18 protein-coding genes and 1 tRNA gene are annotated in these 21700 nt (G+C 66.5%); 10 read left to right on the plus strand and 9 right to left on the minus strand.

Features of this window, described 5'->3' with window-relative positions; genetic code table 11:
• Positions 1-43: 43 nt before the first annotated feature.
• From AC5RW2_RS05925 to AC5RW2_RS05935, 3 genes are read right to left on the minus strand one after another with little or no spacing between them, the layout of a single operon-like run.
• Positions 44-1081, minus strand: coding sequence for an ABC transporter permease (locus AC5RW2_RS05925; RefSeq protein ID WP_494073756.1), 1038 nt, complete (start codon positions 1079-1081; stop codon positions 44-46).
• Between the two features lie 2 nt (positions 1082-1083).
• Positions 1084-2175 (minus strand): ABC transporter permease, encoded by a 1092-nt coding sequence (locus tag AC5RW2_RS05930; RefSeq protein ID WP_494000046.1) that lies wholly within the window; start codon positions 2173-2175, stop codon positions 1084-1086.
• On the minus strand, positions 2175-3755 hold the full coding sequence (locus tag AC5RW2_RS05935; RefSeq protein ID WP_494073757.1) for a sugar ABC transporter ATP-binding protein: 1581 nt from the start codon (positions 3753-3755) through the stop codon (positions 2175-2177). Before AC5RW2_RS05935 ends, AC5RW2_RS05930 begins: the two co-directional genes overlap by 1 nt.
• Positions 3756-4052: 297 nt before the next feature.
• Between AC5RW2_RS05935 and xylA the strand changes: the two genes are divergently transcribed.
• From xylA to AC5RW2_RS05950, 3 genes are all read left to right on the plus strand, one after another.
• Positions 4053-5240, plus strand: a complete 1188-nt coding sequence (gene xylA, locus AC5RW2_RS05940; protein ID WP_494073758.1) for a xylose isomerase — start codon at positions 4053-4055, stop codon at positions 5238-5240.
• Between the two features lie 89 nt (positions 5241-5329).
• Positions 5330-6769 (plus strand): FGGY family carbohydrate kinase, encoded by a 1440-nt coding sequence (locus AC5RW2_RS05945; protein WP_494073759.1) that lies wholly within the window; start codon positions 5330-5332, stop codon positions 6767-6769.
• Positions 6766-7809: an aldose epimerase family protein gene (locus tag AC5RW2_RS05950; RefSeq protein WP_494073760.1), complete on the plus strand. Its 1044-nt coding sequence runs from the start codon at positions 6766-6768 to the stop codon at positions 7807-7809. Before AC5RW2_RS05945 ends, AC5RW2_RS05950 begins: the two co-directional genes overlap by 4 nt.
• 47 nt (positions 7810-7856) lie before the next feature.
• On the opposite strand, the gene AC5RW2_RS05955 is transcribed toward AC5RW2_RS05950, so the two are convergent.
• Positions 7857-9077 carry an ROK family protein gene (locus AC5RW2_RS05955; RefSeq protein WP_494073761.1) on the minus strand — a complete coding sequence of 407 codons (1221 nt, stop codon included), beginning with the start codon at positions 9075-9077 and terminating at the stop codon, positions 7857-7859.
• Between the two features lie 129 nt (positions 9078-9206).
• Between AC5RW2_RS05955 and AC5RW2_RS05960 the strand changes: the two genes are divergently transcribed.
• Positions 9207-10274 carry a Gfo/Idh/MocA family protein gene (locus AC5RW2_RS05960; RefSeq protein ID WP_494073762.1) on the plus strand — a complete coding sequence of 356 codons (1068 nt, stop codon included), beginning with the start codon at positions 9207-9209 and terminating at the stop codon, positions 10272-10274.
• Positions 10275-10374: 100 nt separating this feature from the next.
• Here AC5RW2_RS05960 and AC5RW2_RS05965 read toward each other — a convergent pair.
• The 5 genes from AC5RW2_RS05965 to AC5RW2_RS05985 all read right to left on the minus strand — a co-directional run bounded on the left by AC5RW2_RS05965 (position 10375) and on the right by AC5RW2_RS05985 (position 13097).
• Positions 10375-10447: transfer RNA gene (locus AC5RW2_RS05965), tRNA-Lys, on the minus strand.
• A 111-nt stretch (positions 10448-10558) separates the two neighbouring features.
• Complete coding sequence (locus tag AC5RW2_RS05970; protein ID WP_494073763.1) at positions 10559-11638, minus strand: PQQ-dependent sugar dehydrogenase; 1080 nt, start codon at positions 11636-11638, stop codon at positions 10559-10561.
• Positions 11639-11641: 3 nt separating this feature from the next.
• Entirely contained in the window at positions 11642-12211 is a 570-nt protein-coding gene (locus AC5RW2_RS05975) for a hypothetical protein (RefSeq protein WP_494073764.1), read from the minus strand.
• A gap of 156 nt (positions 12212-12367) precedes the next feature.
• Positions 12368-12793 carry a hypothetical protein gene (locus AC5RW2_RS05980; RefSeq protein ID WP_494012359.1) on the minus strand — a complete coding sequence of 142 codons (426 nt, stop codon included), beginning with the start codon at positions 12791-12793 and terminating at the stop codon, positions 12368-12370.
• Between the two features lie 148 nt (positions 12794-12941).
• Positions 12942-13097, minus strand: a complete 156-nt coding sequence (locus AC5RW2_RS05985; protein ID WP_494000036.1) for a hypothetical protein — start codon at positions 13095-13097, stop codon at positions 12942-12944.
• A gap of 72 nt (positions 13098-13169) precedes the next feature.
• On the opposite strand from AC5RW2_RS05985, the gene AC5RW2_RS05990 reads away from it, so the two are divergent.
• The 6 genes from AC5RW2_RS05990 (at position 13170) to serA (ending at position 21648) form a co-directional block, all read left to right on the plus strand.
• On the plus strand, positions 13170-14087 hold the full coding sequence (locus AC5RW2_RS05990; protein ID WP_494012358.1) for a LysR family transcriptional regulator: 918 nt from the start codon (positions 13170-13172) through the stop codon (positions 14085-14087).
• A gap of 152 nt (positions 14088-14239) precedes the next feature.
• Entirely contained in the window at positions 14240-15943 is a 1704-nt protein-coding gene (gene ilvD, locus AC5RW2_RS05995) for a dihydroxy-acid dehydratase (protein WP_494000034.1), read from the plus strand.
• Positions 15944-16299: 356 nt separating this feature from the next.
• Positions 16300-18201, plus strand: coding sequence for an acetolactate synthase large subunit (locus AC5RW2_RS06000; RefSeq protein ID WP_494012357.1), 1902 nt, complete (start codon positions 16300-16302; stop codon positions 18199-18201).
• A gap of 2 nt (positions 18202-18203) precedes the next feature.
• On the plus strand, positions 18204-18716 hold the full coding sequence (gene ilvN, locus AC5RW2_RS06005; RefSeq protein WP_493979937.1) for an acetolactate synthase small subunit: 513 nt from the start codon (positions 18204-18206) through the stop codon (positions 18714-18716).
• 35 nt (positions 18717-18751) lie between these two features.
• Entirely contained in the window at positions 18752-19777 is a 1026-nt protein-coding gene (gene ilvC / locus AC5RW2_RS06010) for a ketol-acid reductoisomerase (protein ID WP_494025684.1), read from the plus strand.
• 281 nt (positions 19778-20058) lie between these two features.
• Complete coding sequence (gene serA / locus AC5RW2_RS06015) at positions 20059-21648, plus strand: phosphoglycerate dehydrogenase (RefSeq protein ID WP_494073765.1); 1590 nt, start codon at positions 20059-20061, stop codon at positions 21646-21648.
• Positions 21649-21700: the final 52 nt, after the last annotated feature.

Consider the following 21700-nt stretch of genomic DNA (forward strand, 5'->3'; position numbering starts at 1 on the left):
ATGGTCCCCGCAGCAACGGGGAGACCGGGGAAGCTGGTTTCGGCTACACGGGGGCGACGTCGAGCACAACGGCCCGCCGTTGCCGGACCCGGGCGTTGATGATGGCGCTGATCCGGTTCGCGAGGACGGCGATGATTAGAATCGAGCCAATGACGATCTTTTGATAGCTGGACGGAACGCCCGCGAGGTTGATGATGTTGATGGTTGCGGCCAGCGTGATGGCGCCGAGCACGGCTCCCAGGATGCGGCCCCTGCCGCCACTGAGCGCCGCACCGCCGATGACGGCGGCAGCGATGGCCTGGATCTCGTAACCGACACCGAGGTCGGCCGGGACGTTGGTATTACGGCCCGCCAGGATGACGCCGGCGATCGCGGCGCTTAGCCCGCTGATGACGTAGGCGATGATACGGACCCGGTCCACCCGCACGCCGGACTGTACGGCGCCGGTCCGGCTGCTTCCGACCGCGAAGAGGTGTGTCCCCAGGCGGGAGGATCCCAAAATCCCGCCAAGGAGCAGCGCCACGATGAGGGATATCACCATGGGCAGGGTGAGGGCTCCGGCCAGCGGGCTCAGGCCGCCGATGACATAGAACTCGGGGACCATGTAGCCGATGATGGGAACGCCCTGGGTCCAGATGTAGAGGATGCCGCCGGCGAAGCCGAGCATTGCGAGCGTGGCAATGAAGTCGGGCAGCCCGACCCGGGTGACAAGCAGGCCGTTGCCGATCCCGATCAAGGCCCCGGCAAGCAGCGCTGCGAGGATCGCGGCGAACAGCGGCATTCCGGATTTCATCGTCTCGGCTGCCACCCCCGCGCAGAGTGCCATGGCTGCGCCGATCGAGAGGTCGATGCCTCCCGCGATCAGGACGACGGTCATGCCCATGGCCAGGATCATGACCGTGATGCTGCTGTTGAGGATGTTGAACAGGTTTGACGGAGCCAGGAACACCGGCAACGTGAACGCCGCAATCAAACAGGCCAGTACCAGCATGGCCAGGACGCCGAGGGTGGGGTCCAGCAGGATCCGGTCGACGATGCGGCCGACCAGGCCGGTGTTGCGTTTGGGGGTTGAAGTGCTCATGGTCAGTCCTGCTGTTCGGTCACGAACGGACGGGAACCCGCGGCCGGCTTCTGTGCCTGCTGCTGGGCCGGGGCCGGGGGAGTGTCGTGCGGAGTGTCGTGCCTGGGGGGCGCGTCAAGACGGGAGCGTTTGCCCATATTGAGTGCGTATTGCTGGACGCGGCGGTCGAAGACCACCCCGGCGACGATGCAAAGGCCGGTAACGATGCTGAAGTAGACGGGGTCGACGCCGTTGAGGCGCAGGCCCTGCTGCAGGGTTGCCAGCAAAAGGCCGCCGACGACAGCGGCCCAGACCGAACCGCGGCCGCCGGCAAGGCTCACGCCTCCCAGAACGGCGCCGGCGATGGCAATGAATTCGTAGCCGCCGCCCAGGAAGGCCTGTACGGCGCCGAGGCGGGAGGCAATGAGGACGCCGGCTGCTCCGGCGAGCATGCCGGAGACGATGAAGGTGCCCATCCTGACGCGGAGGACGTTGACGCCGGCGACGTTCGCCGCGTCGGCGCCGATGCCGATGGCATATATGCGCCGGCCGAATACCGTCTTGGCCAGGAAAAGCTGCATGATGACCAGCAGGATTGCGGCGATCCAAAAGGCGCTCGGGATGCCCAGGAAACTGCCGTAGACGATATCCGAAAAGCCCGGCGTCGTCACGCCTTGGAGAGGTACCTGTTCTGTCAGGACGATGAGCAGCCCGCTGGCGATGTTCAGCGTGGCCAGCGTGACGATGAAGTCGTTGATACCGAACTTTGTAATGAGCCATCCGTTGAACAGGCCGAATGCCGTGCCGGTGGCGACGCCCACGAGGACGCCCACCAGCGTCGGCGCCCCGCTGAGCAAAGCCCACATGGTCGTTCCGGCACTCAGCCCGGCTACCGTGCCGACGGACAGGTCGATGCCTCCGGCCACGATGACGATTGCCACCCCGACGGTAATCAGCAAGACGGGGATGGCGTTGTTAATGTAATCGGTGAGGCTTTCCGGTTGCAGGAAGACCGGCGACATCAGTTGGAACACGATGACCAGGACGATCAGGGCGACCGCGATCGGAACGCCGCTGGTCGAAAGTGTGCGGGATACGGCCCGTTGAAATTTCATCATTCGCTCCTGCCGGCGGATAGCGCCAGAATTCTGTTCTTCACGCCCTCAAAGTTTCCGGCGGCCAGTTCCTGTTGCAGCGAGGTCACCGAACCCACCAGCCGGCCTTTTTTCAGGATCAGGACACGGTGGCTGAGTTCCAGCAGTTCGGCGATTTCCGAGGCAATCACGATGGCGGCCCCGCCAGCGGCGACGAAATCGCGGATGAGGTTGTGAACCTCCACCTTGGCCGAGACGTCGATACCCTGGGTCGGTTCGTCGAAGATCAGCAGTGAGGGCTTGGTGTTCAGGCAGCGGGCCACGATGGCCTTCTGCTGATTTCCGCCGCTCAGGTTTCGAATCTTTTCCCTGACGCTTGGGGCACGGATTGCCAAGCGCTGCCGGTAGCTCTCGGCCTGGTCCATTTCATCGCGGTTTTTGACCAAAAAACCAAGCTGCGTGACGCCACCCAAGCTGGAGATGGAGATGTTTTCGGCAACGGAAAACTCCGGCAGAATGCCCAGCTGCTTGCGGTCTTCCGGCAGCATGGCCAACCCGTGACGGTATGCCGAGCTCGAATCGCGGAGGCGCAGGGGTTGCCCGTTGAGGTGCATTGTTCCGCTGCTCATCTTGTCCAAGCCCATGATGACCCTGGCCAACTCGGTCCGCCCGGCACCGGCCAGGCCCGCTATGCCCAGGATCTCGCCCTTACGAACGGACAGCGAAATGTCCTTCAAGACGTGGCTGCGGTGCACATTCTCCAGTCGCAGCACTTCCTCGCCGGTGTCGGCCGCGGCGTGCGGCGGCGTGCCGCTGGCCGCACCGAATTCGCCGGCTGCGATTCCAAACATCATGCCAAGCAGTTCATCGACGTCCGTCTCTGCGATGGCGGCAGTCCCGGCGTTGGCCCCGTCGCGGAAGACGGTGGCGGTGTCCGCCAGACCGAACAGTTCCTCCAGGTGGTGGGTTACCCACAGCAGTGGCACGCCCCGCGCCCTGAGCTTGCGCATGTGTTCGAATAGGTGCCGCTTTTCTTCTTCTTCGAGCCCGGACGTCGGCTCGTCCAAAATCAGGACGCGGGGGTCGAAGGCCAGTGCCTTGACGATCTCCACCACACGCTTTTTCAAAGCACCGAACTCCCCAACGGGAAGCTTCAAGTCCTCAGGGGTGAGCCCGAAGTCGGCGGCGAGTTGCAAAACGCGCTCTTCCATCCCCTTGCGGTCAAGCCGGACCTTCAGGCCGAGGAATCGGGCATTGACCTCGCGGCCCAGGAAGATGTTGTCGAGTGCCGTGAGCGCCGGAACGAGCGACAGCTCCTGATGGATGGTCGTGATGCCTGCGTTGAGGGCGTCGCTGGGATGGCGGAACTGCACTTCTTCCCCGGCCAGGGTAACTGTGCCCGCGTCCGGCGAGACCACGCCGGACAGCACATTGATCAGCGTGGATTTGCCGGCCCCGTTGCCTCCCAGCAGGGCATGGATCTCGTCGGGGCGGATGTCCAGGCTCACCCCGCGCAGGGCGGTCACGCCTTGGTACTGCTTCACCACGCCCTCAACTTTGAGCAGCGGCGAATGGCCGCCAGGTTCGGTGGGATGCGCCATGGGATCGCTCCTGTTCTTGGAGGTTTGGCGGCAGGTGACGCTCGGTGTGTGAGCAACATCATGTGAAAACTCAATATAGTAATCAGTCACAACAAATGCAATAGCCTTTTTCGCTTGAGGGGCGGGGCACGGCTTCAGTCCGCAGGCCAGTGCAGGCACCGCCGTGGGTGTGTGGCCGCAAGGTGTCAGCGACTCGGCAGGGTGTGTGCGGCCTTGGATGGGCGCTGGTCGTTGACTTGGGCCGCCGCGGCTAATATGTTGTTGCTCACTACTATTGCTTCCTGATGGGAGAAGGCAATGAGGCAACCGAGCCGCGAAGACAAGTTTTCCTTCGGCCTATGGACGGTGGGGTACACGGGGGCCGACCCCTTCGGCGGCCCTACCCGGTCGCACGTGGATGTCGTAGAAGTGGTGGAACGGCTGACGGGTCTCGGCGCCTACGGATTGACGTTCCACGATGATGACCTCTTCGCCTTCGGCAGCAGCGAGGGGGAGCGGCAGAAGCAGATCGACCGCCTGAAAGGTGCACTCGAGGACACGGGCCTTCAGGTTCCGATGGTCACGACGAACCTTTTCAGCCCCCCGGTTTTCAAGGACGGTGGGTTTACCTCCAACGACAGGGCCGTCCGGCGGTTCGCCCTTCGAAAGGTCCTGCGGAACATTGAGTTGGCCGCAGAGCTCGGGGCCCGGACTTTCGTCATGTGGGGAGGCCGCGAGGGCGCTGAGTACGACGCTGCCAAGGACGTCCGGACAGCCCTTGAACGGTACCGCGAGGCACTGGACGTTTTGGCGGCCTACGTGACCGATCAGGGGTACGACCTGCAGTTCGCCATTGAGCCCAAGCCGAACGAGCCCCGCGGCGACATCTTGCTGCCGACGGTGGGCCACGCGCTGGCGTTCATCGAAACCCTGGAGCGGTCCGAACTTTTCGGTGTCAACCCCGAGGTCGGACATGAACAGATGGCGGGCCTGAATTTCACCGCCGGCGTTGCCCAGGCGCTGTACCACGGCAAGCTGTTCCATGTTGACCTCAACGGCCAGCGGGGGGTTAAGTACGACCAGGATCTGGTCTTCGGCCATGGCGACCTGCAAAACGCTTTCTCTCTCGTGGACCTGTTGGAAAACGGCGGCCCGAACGGTGGCCGGGCTTACGACGGTCCGCGCCACTTCGACTACAAGCCGTCGCGGACCGAGGACGCCGGGGGAGTGTGGGATTCGGCTGCGGCGAACATGCGGATGTACCTGTTGCTGAAAGAGCGGGCCGCCGCCTTCCGCTCGGACCCGGAGGTCCAGGAAGCGATGCGCGCCTCCCGCGTCACCGAACTGGAGCAGCCGACCCTTGCCGATGGAGAGTCCTACGCCGAGCTGCTCCAAGACCGTTCCTCGTACGAGGATTTTGCCCCGGAGGGGTACTTTGACGGCTCCGGGTTCGGGTTCGTCAGGCTTCAGCAGTTGGCTATGGAACATCTGCTGAACGCGCGCTGAGCTGCGGAACCGTTGAGGCTCGGAACCGTTAAGGTTCTGAGCTGCGGAACCGGCGAGGTCCAGGCTCGGCCGACGTATCTGGAGGCATCATGACACTAGTCGCGGGTGTTGATTCTTCGACGCAAAGCTGCAAAGTGGTCTTCCGGGATGCCCGCTCCGGTCGGGTGGTTTCTGCGGGACGGGCCACCCATCCGGCGGGCACCGAAGTTGACCCGGAGGCCTGGTGGAGAGCGCTGCAGGCGGCGCTCGCAGAGGCGGGAGGTCTCGGCTCGGTCAGCTGCCTTTCCGTAGCGGCACAGCAGCACGGCATGGTGGCCCTCGATCAGGAGGGCCGGGTGATCCGGCCGGCCTTGCTCTGGAACGACACCCGCAGCGCGGGCGCTGCGGCTGCACTGGTGGGCGAAGTGGGCGCCGATGAATACGTGCAACGGACGGGATCGATTCCGGTGGCGTCTTTCACCGCTAGCAAGCTCCGCTGGTTGCGTGACGCCGAGCCCGCCAATGCAGCAAAGGTAGCCGCGGTCGCTCTTCCCCACGACTGGCTCACCTGGCGGTTGCGCGGGTATGGGCCGGCCGCTTCCAGCCCGCTGGGGCCGGTCCTTGAAGAACTCACGACAGACCGGTCGGATGCCAGCGGTACCGGCTATTGGGATCCGGAGGCGAACCGGTACGACATGGATCTGTTCGCCTTGGCCCTCGGACATGCTGCCATCGTGCCCCGTGTCCTTCGCCCCCATGAGCCGGCGGGAAAGACGCCCGGGGGAGTCCTTCTGGGCGCGGGAGCCGGAGACAATGCCGCTGCGGCCCTGGGCCTCAACGCTTCCGGCCGGGAGGCCCTCGTTTCGATCGGCACCAGCGGAACCGTGTTCGCCTCATCCGCCGAACTGCGCCGGGACAGGACAGGTTCCGTCGCCGGGTTCGCGGACGCTGCCGGCGCCTTCCTCCCGATTGCCACCACGCTCAATGCAGCCCGCATCCTGACGTCGGTCGCCGAGGTGCTCGGCGTCGACAACGACGAGCTCTCGCGTCTCGCCCTGGAAGCTCCCGCCGCGGCCGGGGGAGCCGTCCTGGTCCCTTGGTTCGAAGGGGAACGCACCCCAAACCTGCCCAACGCGACGGGCAGTCTTCACGGGCTGTCGCTGACCGCAATGACAAGGCCCAACCTTGCGCGCGCTGCCATTGAAGGAATGCTGTGCAGTCTCGCCGGCGGGCTTGACGCGCTGCGGAAGGCCGGTGCCCTTCCCGAGCGGGTCCTTCTGATCGGCGGGGGCGCGCAGAACCGGGCCGTGCGGTCGATTGCCGCGCAGGTCTTCGATATGCCGGTCTCGGTTCCGGTACCCGGCGAGTACGTGGCCGAGGGGGCCGCGGTGCAGGCCGCCTGGGTCCTGGGCGGAGTACGCCCTGACTGGCCGCCGCACTTCGATGCGGAGCTGCGACCCGATCCGCGGCCTCTTATCCGGGACCAGTATCGCAGCCATGCCGAAGCGCAGGAGGCGTGGTTCCGCCGTCACAACGAAGGCGCGGCGTGAAGAAGCAGGCAGGCGCCGGCAGCCAGGAGACGGGACCGGTCCTCGCCAATGCGCGCAGCACGCGCCTGACACTCGACTGCTACGGTGCCAGGATCGTTGAACTGCTCCTGCCGGACAGGGGCGGCAAGCTCGAAAACGTGGTGCTTGGGTTCGACTCTGTGGATGACTATCGCCGCCACGCGGACTGCTACTTAGGGGCCACGATCGGCCGGACAGCGGGCCGCATCCCGGGCGGCCGGTTTTCCTCGGCAGGGGTCACCTTTCCCGTTGCCGCGAACGAGGGACGGAACCACCTTCATGGAGGACCCAGCCGAAGTTTCGACCGCGTCCTGTGGTCCCGTTCGGATGCGTCCCCGGAACGGGCGCAGGACGACTTTGTCAGTCTGGACTACCGCAGCCCCGAAGGCGAAGAAGGCTATCCCGGAAACCTCTCCGCGCGGGTTAGCTACTCACTCTCCGAAGCCAACGAGCTGTCGATTCTCTTCACGGCCAGGGCCGACGCGGACACCCCGGTCAATATGACCAATCACGCTTACTGGAATATGGACGGAGACGGGGCGAGGCCTGTCACCGATCAGCAGCTGATGGTTGACGCGGATTACATCCTGGCGACGGACTGGGAACGCATTCCGACAGGCAGCCACCTGCCTGTCGCCGGGTCGCCCTTCGACTTCCGCAAGCTAAGGCGGATCGGAGCCTTCCTGCCGAAGTCGGGCACCGAGCCGTGGCCGGGCATCGACAACACGTTCCTGTTCAATCCGGGCAGGGACAACACCAAGCCCGCGGCAGTACTTTATTCTCCGGAAACCGGACGTCTCATGGAGCTCTACACCACGGAGTTCTGTCTTCAGGTCTATACAGCGAACCGGCTGCCTCCGCTGGTCGGCCGCGGGGGAACCTTGTACGGGCCCGGCAGCGGCATATGCCTCGAACCCCAAAAGATCACCGATACCAGCCGTTTCCCCGACTTTCCGTCCGTGGTCCTTCCGGCCGGAACGGAGTACCGGCATCTCAGCCGATACCGTTTCTCGACAGCGTGAGCCGATCAAGCAGAAGCGGCCCCTCGTCGGGATACGCGACGCCCCTGTCAGGCGACGAAGGAGTAGGCAGCGGGGTCGGCCAGGAGGTCTGCAAATACCAGTTCAGCCGCGCCGACCATGAGAAGATTGGCGCCCAGCTGAGGTCGGGAAATGTGAACACTTTGGCGTGAAACCGGCAGCGATTCCCGGGAGACGAGGTGCTCCAGCCGCTCCGGATCGGCTGCATGCAAGGAACCCAGAAAGCCGCCCAGAATGATCAACTCCGGATTCAGGATGTTGATTGCGTTGCCCAGGGCAATGGCGAGGTATTCCTGCTGCCGGTCCACAACAGCCCGAACCTCGGCAGAAGTGGATGAAAGCAGCGCCTCCTCCAGTTCGTCCACGTCCGCGGATGCCAATCCGAGGGCGGCAAGCAGGGCATCGCGGGTAACTTCGGATTCCAAGGTGCCTCGGGCGTGCGCGGTGTCAAGCCCTCCGCCGCTTCTGATCCGGGTGTGGCCCAGCTCCCCGGCATGACCGGCGACGCCTGTCACGGCGTGGCCTCCGCTGATGATGCCGCCACCGATGCCGCTGGCCCCGCCGTTGAGGTAAATCATGTCGCTGACCCGTCGGGCGGACCCAAAGGTCCTTTCGGCGAGAGCACCAAGGCTCGCATCGTTGGCGGCTTTCACGGGATACCCGGTGGCAGCGGCCAGCATCTCGGCAATCGGTTCATCGGTCCACTCCAGGTGCGGGGCCAGCCGCACGAGCCCGTCCCGTGTCCTCACCAAACCCGGGACAGCGACGCCGATCCCTGCGATCCGGGTCCCGTCAGTCTTCATTCCTTCGATGATCGCCGCACTGATGTTGACCGCTTCCCGGACGCTGGGGGCCCTGTCCGTTTCATAGCGGACCCGTTTCTGGACAACGCCGCCCAGGCAGACGGCACCGACGGTCACCGCGTCGATCTCGGGATTGACCGCGATCGCCACTGTCGCCGGGTTGGGGCGCACCACGGCACTCGGCCGCCCGACACCGTTACTTGAGTCGGGGCTCGTTTCCAAGACCAGTCCGAGCTCGGCAAGCTCGCCGACCAAGGCACCGATTGTCGACCTGTTCAGCCCTGTTTTCCGGGTCAGCTCGGAGCGGGGAACGGGGCCGGCATGATGCACGAACTGAAGAATGGTTGAGAGGTTATGCCGGCGAATGCTGTCGAGGTTGTTCCCAGCCCGCGGGGCCGGCAGCGGCCGCCCGTGGCTGGTGCCAACCTGCGCGTCTGATGAATTCAACCAAGCCTCCCTGGATTCTGGACAAGAAACAACTGCGTAACTTATCGTTCAACCGCAGGCTACTCCATCCCCATTGCTCCCAATTGTTAATTCCTTGAACAAATTATGGCACAAGAGTAATCTTCCGGTATGTTGAACGCCCAAGGCCCTCCGCGGCCTGTCCGCACCGGCTTGGTGGGCTACGGGCTGGCCGGAAAAGTCTTTCATGGGCCCTTCCTCGGCGCCCTGCCGGAGTTCTCCCTGGACGTCATCGCGACGGCCCACCCGGAACGGAGGCTGCAGGCCGCCAAGGACCATCCCGCTGCAGAGATTGTTGCAGACGCCAACGAAATGCTGGCGGGGGGCCTGGATCTGGAATTGGTGGTGCTAGCCGGCCCTCCCCACACCCATGTGGATCAAGCGCTGGCAGCACTGGACGCGGGCTTGGCGGTGATCGTGGACAAGCCCTTCGTGCCAACGGTCGGCGACGGCGAGCAACTGATAGAACGGGCAGAACGCGTCGGGAAACCCCTGATCGTGTTCCAGAACCGGAGGTGGGACGGGGACTTCCGAACGGTGCGGAAGATGCTGGCCGAGGGGCACCTGGGACGGGTCTATCAGTTTGAATCGAACTTTGAGCACTGGGCGCCCAAAGTCGTTGACCGCTGGCAGGATACGACGCCTCCGCACCTGGCCGGCGGGATCACGTTTGATCTGGGCAGCCACCTCATAGACCAGGCCTTGGTGCTGTTCGGTCCGGTTGAAGAGGTCCGTGCCGACGTGCGCACCGTTCGTGATGGCGGCGGCAACGACGACGTCAGCCTCATTGAGCTATTCCACTCGAACGGCGTGCATTCGCGGCTCTGGATGAGCCGGGTGGCGGCGCAAGCCGGACCCCGCTTCCGCGTTCTGGGGACCGAAAGCGCCTATGTCAGCTATGGCCTGGACGGCCAGGAACCGGCCTTGGCGGCGGGGGCAGTCCCAACTGATCCAGGGTTCGGCGCCGAGCCCGAAAGCACGTGGGGCACGCTCGGCATCCGGGCGCCGGGCCATCCCGCCCCCATTGCGGTGCCGACCGAACGAGGCGACTACCTTGGGTTTTACCGGGCTGCGGCTCTGGCGGTCCGGGGAAGCGGGCCCATCCCGGTTAATCCCCGGGAGGCTTTGGAGGTCGTCCGGGTGATCGAACGAATCCATCAGTTGGCGAAGCCCGGCTAGGGATGCTGCGGGCGTGTCGCTTCCGAAGACCTTGTCCCGCCGTCAAAGAACGGAAAACCCCGCCTGACCGGGCTTTCGCCAATCAGACGGGGTTTGTCTGTGCACCCCCCGGGACTCGAACCCGGAACCCATTGATTAAGAGTCAATTGCTCTGCCAGTTGAGCTAGAGGTGCAGCTGTCGGTGAGGGGCCGGCGCCGGTTTCCCGGGCGCTTTCTCCCTCGCAACGACATGTAACTCTAGCAGGACTTTTCCGCGAATGTGAAATTGAGGCGGCCTTTGTCGCCTACTTCACAGAAACCGCCAGCATCCGGTCCTCGTCGGTGCCGTTGGTGAGTACCCAGAGCCGGCCGTCCGGGGCAGCGGCCACGTCGCGCAGCCGGCCGTATTCTCCTTCGTAAAAGGCCTCGGGCTCTCCGGCCTCGGTGCCGTCGAGCTCCACCCGCCAGAGCCGCTGGCCGCGCAGCGCGGCGATCCACGCCGTCCCGTCCACCAGGGCCATGCCGCTGGGGGAGGCCTCGGCCGTGGACGGCCAGACCACCTTGGCGTCGATGAACCGCTCGTCGCCGGGGGCTCCGGTAACGTCCGGCCAGCCGTAGTTGCCGCCGGGCTCGATCAGGTTCAGCTCGTCGTCCCGGTCGGGGCCGAACTCCGTAATCCAGAGCCTGCCGTCGGCGTCCCACGCCAGCCCCTGCACATTGCGGTGGCCGAAGCTGTAGACCGGGCTGTCGCCGAAGGGGTTGCCGGGGGCAGGGTCGCCGTCGGGCGTGACCCGTAGGATCTTGCCGCCCAGAGAGGAGAGATCCTGGGAGCGGGAGGAATCGGCGGCGTCGCCGGTGGCGATGTACAAGTAGCCGTCCGGGCCGAACTTGAGCCGCCCGCCGTTGTGGATCCCGGCTTTGGGAATGCCCGTGACGATTTCCTGCCCGTCGCTGAGCCGGCCGTCGTCCCAGCGGTAGCTGAGAACCCTGTTGTCCTCCGGCGAGGTGAGGTAGACGTAGAGCCGGGCGTCGGCGTCGAAATCGGGGCTGGGCTCCAGCCCCAGCAGGCCGGCCTCGCCGGTGGTTTCCAGCGCGGAGTCCACGGGCACGGCGGCAACCGTTTCGCCGTCGACCACGTGTTTGATCAGGCCGGTGTCGTTCTCGGAAATGAGGGCACTGCCGTCGGGCAGTACGGCTATGGACCACGGTTCGGCCAGGCCCGAGGCTGCCGCTTCCACGTCCGGGCTGGTAGCGGCGCCGCCGCTAGTGTCCGGCCGGCCGCTGCCGCCGACGCTGCAACCGGCCAGGACGGCCGCCAGCGCTACGGCCAGGGCCAAGGGGGCAAACCGAAGCGGCAGGATGCGCCGATCCGCTTGGTCGTCCATCCGTCAGCCTCGTTTCCGGTCCGCTCCGTTCCCATCCTCGGCCTCCACGGACGGTTCGATGACCGCCTCGCCCGCGTAACCGAGCCATTCGGTCTCATCGTAGAGCGGTTTCTCCGTGACCGCCGCCTGCTCCGCTGCCGCGTCCTCGACATCGGCCGGCACCGGCTCGTCCGCGCCGAAGCCGCCGGCAGCCGACGTGCCGGTGTCGCCCGGGGACTCCGGCATGGTCTCCTCCACCATCAGGTCCTCGTCGAATGCCCGCGGCGTGCGGCCGGTCGTTGGGTTCCCGCTGGCAGTGCCGGAGGGGGCGTGCATCAGGTTCGACGGCGTGGGGGCGGCCTCGGAGGGGGCGTGCATCAGGTTCGACGGCGTGGGGGCGGTCTCGGAGGGCGCGTGCGCCAGGTTCGACGGCGTGGGGGCGGGTCCGGAGGGGGCGTGCGCCGGATTCGCCGGCGCGGAGGCGGCCAGGGATCCGGCCTTCGTGGAGCGGGACTTGCGGCTGAACAACCGGCACAGCAGGGCGGTCGCGAGGGTGGCTGCGACGGCGGTCCTGATTCCCCATCTCCGGTCCATGGCCTTCACCTTCGGTTGATGGTTGTGCTGCATCCGGTCCCGACGTTACGTGCGGGACACGGCAGTGTCTATAGCCTCCCGTGGCCGGTTCCGTCTCCGAAAACGTGAGGTGGACCGGCAGGTTGAGGCGATGCTTTGCAGGCCCGGGGCGGGCCGCTAGGCCCGGAAGATCAGCTCCGCCATGAAGCTGTGGAAGTCGGGCTGGTCTTCGGACTGGTCGATCGTGTGGCCCTCGGCGGGCAGCCTGCCTTCGGCCTGGACGCCGAACCGGAACGTCCTGCCGGTGCTGGTGCCCACTTCGTATTCCCCGCCGCCGAGCTGGACTGCGTGGGACATGTTGGTCATGTTGATCGCGACGGGGGTGCCGCCGGCCGTCAGCGCGGAGCCGTCGAACGGCGCGATGACCAGTTCCTGCGGCCGCCAGCGGTAACCGATCACGTAAAAGTCTTCGGTCCCGCCCTGCGTCCGGTGCGCATCGTCCTGGCGGCCGCTGGCGAAGACGAGGTTGTAGTCGCCGTAGTTGGGAATCTGGGAGTCAAAGATGGCGCTAAGCGCGTCCTTGAGTTCGTCGCTGGTGGGCATGTGGCCTTCGGAAGGTGCGTAATCGGGCGGGAGTGCTGGGCGCCTGCGGCGCCGGAAGCGCGGGGCGCTGCCGTCAGCCTAAGGAACCGGACCCACAAAAAAGCGCCTGGCCCATGTGGTGCCCGGCGCTTGATTGTAAAGGTGGAAGTCAGACGGCGTCGACCGCTTTCACCGGCATGGCCGAATGGTCGGTCTCCCACGTGTGGCTGCGGGGAACCGGGCCATGGTCGCGGCGGACAACGACGGCGAGGCGCGCCAAGACGGCGGCCATCCCTACTGCGGTCAGGGCAACTGAGACTGTCATGCCGCTATTGTCAACCGGGGCAACCGTCAAGTTCAAGCTAACGTTACTTACCTCACTATGTAGTATCTCTTTATGGACATGAGGCGGCTGCAGATTCTGCGGGAACTGGGCGACCGCGGGTCAGTCGTCGCCACCGCCGCTGCGATGAAGATCACAGCCTCGGCCGTCTCCCAGCAGCTGAAGGCGCTGCAGCGGGAGGTGGGCGTCACGCTGGTGGAGAAAGCCGGCAGGGGAGTGCGGCTGACCGAGGCCGGGCTGGCCATGGCAGCAGCCGCCGCGGACGTCTCCGCGGCGATGGAGCGGGCGCAGGCCACCGTGGACGGCTACCGCAGCGGCTGGCAAAACCAAATCCGTGCCGCGTTCTTTCCCAGTGCGGCGGAAATGTTCCTGCCGGGCCTGATGTACCGGCTGCAGGACATCGAGGGGCTGCACTTCGACCCCTGCCTGGAAGACCCGTCCGTCGAGGGGTTCCTGCCGCTGGCGGCCGACTACGACCTGGTGCTGGCCCACAGCCAGCAGGGCGTTGAGGCCTTCGCCCGCAACGGCATCACCGTGCTGCCGTTGCTGGACGAACCACTGGACGTGGCCATGCCCGCCGGCCATCCGCTGGCGGCACTGGACGTCCTCCGGCCCGAGGACGTGGTGGACCACCCGTGGATCGGCGTCCCGCAGGGCTTTCCCTTCGAGCAGGTGCTGCGCCAGATCGAAGCGCGCACCGGCAGGCTCGCCAAGCGCACCACACGCTACGCCGACCTGCGCGTGATGGAGGCCATGGTGGCCGCCGGGCACGGGCTCGCCGTGGTCCCGCGCTTTACCTCCCGGAAGGCGCAGTCCACCCGCGGCTTCGTGATGCGCCCGCTGGAGGGGATCCGCGCCCGCCGGACCATCGTGGTGCTGGCCCGCAGCGACGTGGCCGAGCGCAGCAGCGTGCACCGCGTGATCGGAATGCTGCAGCAGGAGGCGGCGGCGATCGCCAGCCAGCAGGGCTGAGGGCGGCCGGATCCGGGCAGCCCCGGCGCGCGGCAGGGCGGCCGGATCCGGGCAGCCCGGCGGCGGCCCGGGCCGGGGGGCGCCGGGCCAGCCGAGGCACCGCCGTCGTAATATGGCCCTGCCATGGCGGCGCGGGTCATAGAATCGATGCCATGAGTGCGGACGCAACCCCAGACATCAAGCCCCGTAGCCGGGTAGTAACCGATGGCATCCACGCCGCTCCGGCGCGCGGCATGCTCCGAGCCGTAGGGATGGGCGACGAGGACTTCGCCAAGCCGCAGATTGGCATCGCGAGCTCCTGGAACGAAATCACCCCCTGCAACCTGTCGCTGAACCGGCTGGCCCAGGGCGCCAAGGAAGGCGTCCACGCCGGCGGCGGTTTCCCGATGCAGTTCGGCACCATCTCCGTCTCCGACGGCATTTCCATGGGGCACGAGGGCATGCACTTCTCGCTGGTCTCCCGCGAGGTCATCGCCGACTCGGTGGAAACGGTCATGATGGCCGAGCGCCTCGACGGTTCCGTGCTGCTGGCCGGCTGCGACAAGTCGCTGCCGGGCATGCTGATGGCCGCCGCCCGCCTGAACCTCTCCTCGGTGTTCCTCTACGCCGGCACGATCATGCCGGGCTTCGCGAAGATGGAGGACGGTTCGGAGAAGGAAGTCACGCTGATCGACGCCTTCGAGGCCGTGGGTGCCTGCGCCGCCGGCAAGATGAGCCGCAAGGACTTGGACTCGATCGAACGCGCCATCTGCCCGGGCGAAGGCGCCTGCGGCGGCATGTACACGGCCAACACCATGGCCTCCATCGGCGAGGCCATGGGAATGTCCCTGCCGGGCTCGGCCGCGCCGCCCTCGGCGGACCGCCGCCGCGACAACTTCGCGCACAAGTCCGGCGAGGCCGTGGTGAACCTGCTGCGCAAGGGCATCCGCGCCCGCGACATCATGACCAAGAAGGCCTTCGAGAACGCCATCGCGGTGACCATGGCCTTCGGCGGCTCCACCAACGCCGTGCTGCACCTGCTGGCGATCGCCCGCGAGGCGGAGGTGGACCTGACGCTGGACGACTTCAACCGGATCGGCGACAAGGTCCCGCACCTGGCCGACATGAAGCCCTTCGGCCGCCACGTGATGTTCGACCTGGACAAGATCGGCGGCGTCCCGGTGGTCATGAAGGCGCTGCTGGATGCGGGCCTGCTGCACGGCGACTGCCTGACCGTGACCGGCAAGACCGTGGCCGAGAACCTGGCGGCCATCAACCCGCCGGACCCGGACGGCAAGATCCTGCGCGCCTTGGACAACCCCATCCACAAGACCGGCGGCGTGACCATCCTGCACGGTTCGCTGGCTCCCGAGGGCGCCGTGGTCAAGTCCGCGGGCTTCGACGCCGACGTCTTCGAGGGCACCGCCCGCGTGTTCGAACGCGAGCAGGGCGCCCTGGACGCGCTGGACAACGGGCAGATCAAGGCCGGCGACGTGGTGGTCATCCGCTACGAGGGCCCCAAGGGCGGCCCGGGCATGCGCGAGATGCTGGCCATCACGGGCGCCATCAAGGGCGCCGGCCTCGGCAAGGACGTGCTGCTGCTCACCGACGGCCGGTTCTCCGGCGGCACCACCGGCCTGTGCATCGGGCACGTGGCGCCGGAAGCGGTCGACGGCGGCCCCATCGCGTTCGTGCGCGACGGCGATCTGATCCGCGTGGACATCGCCGCCCGCAGCTTCGACCTGCTGGTCGACGAGGCCGAACTGGAAGCGCGCCGGGTGGGCTGGGAACCGCTGGCGCCGAAGTTCACCACCGGCGTGCTGGCCAAGTACGTCAAGCTCGTGAACTCCGCCTCCACCGGCGCGTACTGCAGCTGAACCACGACGGCGGGCGCCTCCCCTCCGCGAGGCGGGCGCCCGCCGTCGTGACCCTCCCGGGCGCCGGGAGTCCATTCTTTGGACTCAAGTGCCCAAATAATGAGACGGCGACGTCTCAGGTTGACACTGATATCCGCGTGGCACGAGACTGAAGCCATGCAAAGCGTATCCGTGGTCGTCCTTACCAAGCGCGTGGCGTAAACGCCCGTCTGGCACGACCACGTCACGCGCGAAACCCCATCGGAGCCAACCGGCTCGACGGGGTTTTTTTATTTGCAGAAGAGAACAGGGCCGTTCCCCGCTCGCGGAGGACGGCAAGCACATCAGAGAACATCAAGATCCGCAAAGGAAATCCGATGACTAAGGGATCGCCAATCAGCCCCTCGCTGATGGCCAATAAGGCGCCGGCCTCGCCCGACGCTGTCAAAACCAAAGATGTAGCTGCCTCTGTCTCTTCCGTCGTGGACGGCCTCAGCCCGGTAGTCGGGCCGAACAACATCGTGCCGCCCACGGAAATGACCGGCTCACAAGCCGTTGTCCGTTCGCTGGAAGAACTGGGCGTCGATGACGTCTTCGGGTTGCCGGGCGGGGCCATCCTCCCCACCTACGACCCGCTCATGGATTCGGCCAAGATCAACCACGTCTTGGTCCGTCATGAACAGGGTGCAGGCCACGCCGCACAGGGTTATGCCATGGTCACCGGCCGCCCCGGTGTCTGCATTGTCACCTCCGGCCCGGGGGCCACCAACCTGGTCACCGCCATTGCCGACGCGCACATGGACTCGGTGCCGATGGTGGCGATCACCGGGCAGGTCTCCTCGGCCGTGATCGGCTCGGACGCGTTCCAGGAAGCGGACATCGTCGGCATCACCATGCCGATCACCAAGCACTCCTACCTGGTCACCAAGGCGCAGGACATTCCCCGCGCCCTGGCCGAGGCGTTCCATATCGCCACCACCGGCCGCCCCGGCCCGGTGCTGGTGGACATCACCAAGGACGCCCAGCAGTCCACGATGAGCTTTTCGTGGCCGCCGAAGATCGACATCCCCGGCTACCGCACCGTGGTCCGCGGGCACTCCAAGCAGGTCCGCGAGGCCGCCAAGCTGATCGCCGCGGCGGAGCGCCCGGCCTTCTACGTGGGCGGCGGCGTGATCAAGGCCCACGCGTCGCAGGAGCTGCGCGAGCTGGCCGAGCTGGTGGGCGCCCCGGTGGCCACCACGCTGATGGCCCGCGGCGTGTTCCCGGACTCGCACCCGCAGCACGTGGGGATGCCGGGCATGCACGGCTCCGTCTCGGCGGTGACTGCGCTGCAGCAGGCCGACCTGCTGATCACGCTCGGCGCCCGCTTCGACGACCGCGTCACCGGCGTGCTGAGCAGCTTCGCCCCGGGTGCCAAGGTGATCCACGCGGACATCGACCCGGCGGAGATCTCCAAGAACCGCACCGCCGACGTGCCGATCGTCGGTTCGGTCAAGGAGATCATTCCGGAACTGGCCGAGGCCTGCCGCGAGCGGTTCGCCGCCGAGGGAACCCCGGACCTCTCCGCCTGGTGGGCCACGCTGGAGCGGCTGCGCGAGACCTACCCGCTGGGCTTCGCCGAGCCCGACGACGGCCTGATGGCCCCGCAGCAGGTGATCCAGCGGATCGGCGAGCTGACCGGGCCGGAAGGCGTCTACGTCGCCGGGGTGGGCCAGCACCAGATGTGGAGCGCGCAGTTCATCAAGTACGAGCGCCCGCACGCCTGGCTGAACTCCGGCGGCCTGGGCACCATGGGCTACTCGGTGCCGGCCGCCATGGGCGCCAAGGTGGGCAACCCGGACCGCGTGGTCTGGGCCATCGACGGCGACGGCTGCTTCCAGATGACCAACCAGGAACTGGCCACCTGCCGGCTGAACAACATCCCCATCAAGGTCGCGGTGATCAACAACTCCTCGCTGGGCATGGTCCGCCAGTGGCAGACCCTGTTCTACGACGGCCGGTACTCCAACACCGACCTGAACACCGGCCACGACACCGTGCGGGTGCCGGACTTCGTGAAGATGGCCGACGCCTACGACTGCGTGGGCCTGCGCTGCGAACGTCCGGAGGACATCGACGCCACCATCCAGCAGGCGCTGGCGATCAACGACCGCCCCGTGGTGATCGACTTCGTGGTCAGCCCCAACGCCATGGTGTGGCCGATGGTCCCCTCCGGCGTGAGCAACGACCTGATCCAGATTGCCCGCGACATGACCCCCGAGTGGGAAGAGGAGGACTAGGAATGTCCCGCCATACCCTTTCAGTGCTGGTGGAGGACGTCCCGGGCGTGCTGACCCGCGTCGCCAGCCTCTTCGCCCGCCGGGCGTTCAACATCCATTCTCTGGCCGTCGGCCCCACGGAAGCAGACGGGTTCTCCCGCATTACCGTGGTGGTCGAGGCCGAGGGCGACCTGCTGGAGCAGGTCACCAAACAACTGAACAAGCTCATCAACGTCATCAAGATTGTCGAGCTGGTTCCCGAAACTTCCGTGCAACGCGACCACATCCTGGTCAAGGTCCGCGCGGATGCCGCAACACGGCTGCAGGTAACCCAGGCAGCAGACTTGTTCCGCGCCTCCGTGGTCGACGTGTCCACCGACTCGTTGGTCCTGGAGGCCACCGGCACCGCCGATAAGCTCGAGGCCCTGCTTGCAGTGCTGGAGCCGTTTGGCATCCGCGAAATAGTCCAATCCGGAACGCTGGCCATTGGCCGCGGCTCCCGCTCCATGAGCGACCGCGCGCTGCGTTCCGCCTGATTCCTTTCCACGCAATCCCAACAGGAGAAACCTAAGTGACTGAGCTGTATTACGACGACGACGCCGACCTTTCGATCATCCAGGGCCGCAAGGTCGCTGTCATTGGCTACGGCAGCCAGGGCCATGCCCATGCCCTGAGCCTGCGCGACTCCGGCGTCGACGTCCGCGTCGGCCTGGCCGAGGGCTCCAAGTCCCGCGCCAAGGCCGAGGCCGAGGGCCTGAAGGTCCTCTCCGTCGCCGACGCTGCCGCCGAGGCCGACGTCATCATGATCCTGACCCCGGACCAGGTCCAGGCGAAGGTCTACGCCGAGTCCATCGCCGACAAGCTCGAAGAGGGCAACGCCCTGTTCTTCGGCCACGGCTTCAACATCCGCTACGGCTTCATCCAGCCGCCGGCCAACGTCGACGTCGCCCTGGTCGCCCCGAAGGGCCCGGGCCACATCGTGCGCCGCGAGTTCGAGGCCGGCCGCGGTGTCCCGGACCTGATCGCCATCGAGCAGGACTTCACCGGCAGCGCCAAGGCCCTGGCGCTCTCCTACGCCAAGGGCATCGGCGGCACCCGCGCCGGCGTCATCGAGACCACCTTCACCGAAGAGACCGAGACCGACCTGTTCGGCGAGCAGGCAGTGCTCTGCGGCGGCGCCTCGCAGCTGGTGCAGTACGGCTTCGAGACCCTGACCGAGGCCGGCTACAAGCCGGAGATCGCCTACTTCGAGGTGCTGCACGAGCTCAAGCTGATCGTTGACCTGATGGTCGAAGGCGGCATCGCCAAGCAGCGCTGGTCTGTCTCCGACACCGCCGAGTTCGGCGACTACGTCTCCGGCCCCCGCGTGATCACCCCGGAGGTGAAGGAGAACATGAAGGCAGTCCTGGCCGACATCCAGAACGGCTCCTTCGCCAAGCGCTTCATGGACGACCAGGCCAACGGCGCCAAGGAGTTCCTGGAGCTGCGCCAGAAGGGCGAAGACCACCCGATCGAGGCCACCGGGCGCGAGCTGCGCAAGCTGTTCTCCTGGATCAAGTCCGACGACGACTACACCGAGGGCGTAGCAGCCCGCTAGGTCAGTCCGACGGCCGGCGCCCACTGCGGGCGCCGGCCGTCGCGTTTCCGGAAGGCCCCGCCGTCGTCGTCACGGCTCCCGAGGCGCGCCGTCGTCGTCGTCATGTTTCCGTGGCGCCCGCCGTCGTCGTCACGATTCCCATGGCCCGCCGTTTCGCCGGGCCGGTGCCGGCCGGCCGGTACCGGTAACAACTGGGGGACAGGGCCGCAGCCGTTCTAGACTGGAGTCACCCCCATCTATACGCACGGCCATCACCATGCTTGCAGCGAAGGAACACCCCTGTGGAAAAACCAGTAGTCCTGCTGGCGGAGGAACTCTCCCCGGCGACCATCGAAGCCCTTGGGCCCGACTTCGAGATCCGGCAGACCGATGGAGCCGACAGGTCCCAGCTGCTGGCCGCGATTGCCGACGTCGACGCCATCCTGGTCCGCTCCGCCACCAAGGTGGACGCCGAGGCCATTGCCGCGGCCAAGAACCTGAAGGTCATCGCCCGCGCCGGCGTGGGCCTGGACAACGTGGACATCAAGGCCGCCACCCAGGCCGGCGTCATGGTCGTGAACGCTCCGACCTCCAACATCGTCTCCGCCGCTGAACTGACCGTCGGCCACATCCTGGCCCTGGCCCGCCACATCCCCGCCGCGAACGCCTCGCTCAAGGGCGGCGAGTGGAAGCGCTCCAAGTACACCGGCACCGAGATCTACGAGAAGAAGATCGGCATCATCGGCCTGGGCCGCATCGGCGCCCTGATCGCCGCGCGGATGCAGGCGTTCGAGACCCAGATCCTGGCCTACGACCCGTACGTGACCAGCGCCCGCGCCGCCCAGCTGGGCGTGCAGCTGGTTAGCCTGGACGAGCTGCTGGAGCAGTCCGACTTCATCACCATCCACATGCCGAAGACCCCGGAGACGGTGGGCATGATCGGTGCCGCCGCCTTCGAAAAGATGAAGCACACAGCCTGCGTGGTCAACGTGGCCCGCGGCGGCCTGATCGACGAAGCCGCGCTCTACGACGCGCTGAAGGAAGGCAAGATCGCCGGCGCCGCCATCGACGTCTTCGTCACCGAGCCGAGCACCGACCTGCCGTTCTTCGAACTGGAGAACGTGGTGGTCACCCCGCACCTGGGCGCCTCCACCGAGGAAGCGCAGGAGAAGGCCGGCATCTCCGTGGCCAAGTCCGTGCGCCTGGCGCTGGCCGGGGAACTTGTGCCCGACGCCGTGAACGTGGCCGGTGGCGTGATCGCCCCGGACGTCCGCCCGGGCATCCCGCTGATCGAAAAGCTCGGCCGGATCTTCACCGCGCTGACCCACGACTCGGTGACCCAGATCGACGTCGAAGTGGCCGGCGAAATCGCCGAGCTGGATGTGAAGGCGCTGGAACTGGCCGCGCTCAAGGGCGTCTTCCGGGACGTCGTCTCCGAGCAGGTCTCCTACGTCAACGCCCCCGTGCTGGCCGAGCAACGCGGCATCAACACCCGCCTGATCACCACCACGGAGTCCGAAGAGTACCGCAACGTGCTCACCATCCGCGGCGCCCTGTCGGACGGTTCGCAGATCTCCGTCTCCGGCACGCTGACCGGCCCCAAGCAGATCCAGAAGATCGTGGCCATCAACGGCTACGAGGTGGAGATGCCGATCAGCGAACACGTGATCGTCTTCCTCTACGAGGACCGTCCGGGCGTCATCGGCACCCTGGGCCGGCTGCTGGGCGAGCAGGACATCAACATCGCCGGCATGCAGGTGGCCCGCAACGACGCCAGCAAGCAGGCGTTGGCCGTGCTGACCGTGGACAGCGCCCTGCCGCAGGACCTGCTGGAAAGGCTCAGCGCGGAGATCGGCGCCGTCGTGGCCCGCGAAGTCGACCTGCAGGACTGACTCTCGCCGCGCGGTAAAGCGCGCCCGGTCCATGCTGTTCCCCCGGGGCCGG

It is taken from the genome of Arthrobacter sp. B0316-1-20 (genome assembly GCF_059091865.1).

Coding starts and splice junctions, on each gene's coding strand:
- AC5RW2_RS05990 (WP_494012358.1), top strand. CDS start 13,170: ATGGACATGAGGCGGCTGCAGATTCTGCGGGAACTGGGCGACCGCGGG.
- AC5RW2_RS05960 (WP_494073762.1), top strand. CDS start 9,207: ATGTTGAACGCCCAAGGCCCTCCGCGGCCTGTCCGCACCGGCTTGGTG.
- AC5RW2_RS05945 (WP_494073759.1), top strand. CDS start 5,330: ATGACACTAGTCGCGGGTGTTGATTCTTCGACGCAAAGCTGCAAAGTG.
- AC5RW2_RS05985 (WP_494000036.1), bottom strand. CDS start 13,097: ATGACAGTCTCAGTTGCCCTGACCGCAGTAGGGATGGCCGCCGTCTTG.
- AC5RW2_RS05925 (WP_494073756.1), bottom strand. CDS start 1,081: ATGAGCACTTCAACCCCCAAACGCAACACCGGCCTGGTCGGCCGCATC.
- AC5RW2_RS06000 (WP_494012357.1), top strand. CDS start 16,300: ATGACTAAGGGATCGCCAATCAGCCCCTCGCTGATGGCCAATAAGGCG.
- ilvN (WP_493979937.1), top strand. CDS start 18,204: ATGTCCCGCCATACCCTTTCAGTGCTGGTGGAGGACGTCCCGGGCGTG.
- AC5RW2_RS05930 (WP_494000046.1), bottom strand. CDS start 2,175: ATGAAATTTCAACGGGCCGTATCCCGCACACTTTCGACCAGCGGCGTT.
- ilvD (WP_494000034.1), top strand. CDS start 14,240: ATGAGTGCGGACGCAACCCCAGACATCAAGCCCCGTAGCCGGGTAGTA.
- AC5RW2_RS05980 (WP_494012359.1), bottom strand. CDS start 12,793: ATGCCCACCAGCGACGAACTCAAGGACGCGCTTAGCGCCATCTTTGAC.
- AC5RW2_RS05970 (WP_494073763.1), bottom strand. CDS start 11,638: ATGGACGACCAAGCGGATCGGCGCATCCTGCCGCTTCGGTTTGCCCCC.
- AC5RW2_RS05975 (WP_494073764.1), bottom strand. CDS start 12,211: ATGGACCGGAGATGGGGAATCAGGACCGCCGTCGCAGCCACCCTCGCG.
- xylA (WP_494073758.1), top strand. CDS start 4,053: ATGAGGCAACCGAGCCGCGAAGACAAGTTTTCCTTCGGCCTATGGACG.
- AC5RW2_RS05935 (WP_494073757.1), bottom strand. CDS start 3,755: ATGGCGCATCCCACCGAACCTGGCGGCCATTCGCCGCTGCTCAAAGTT.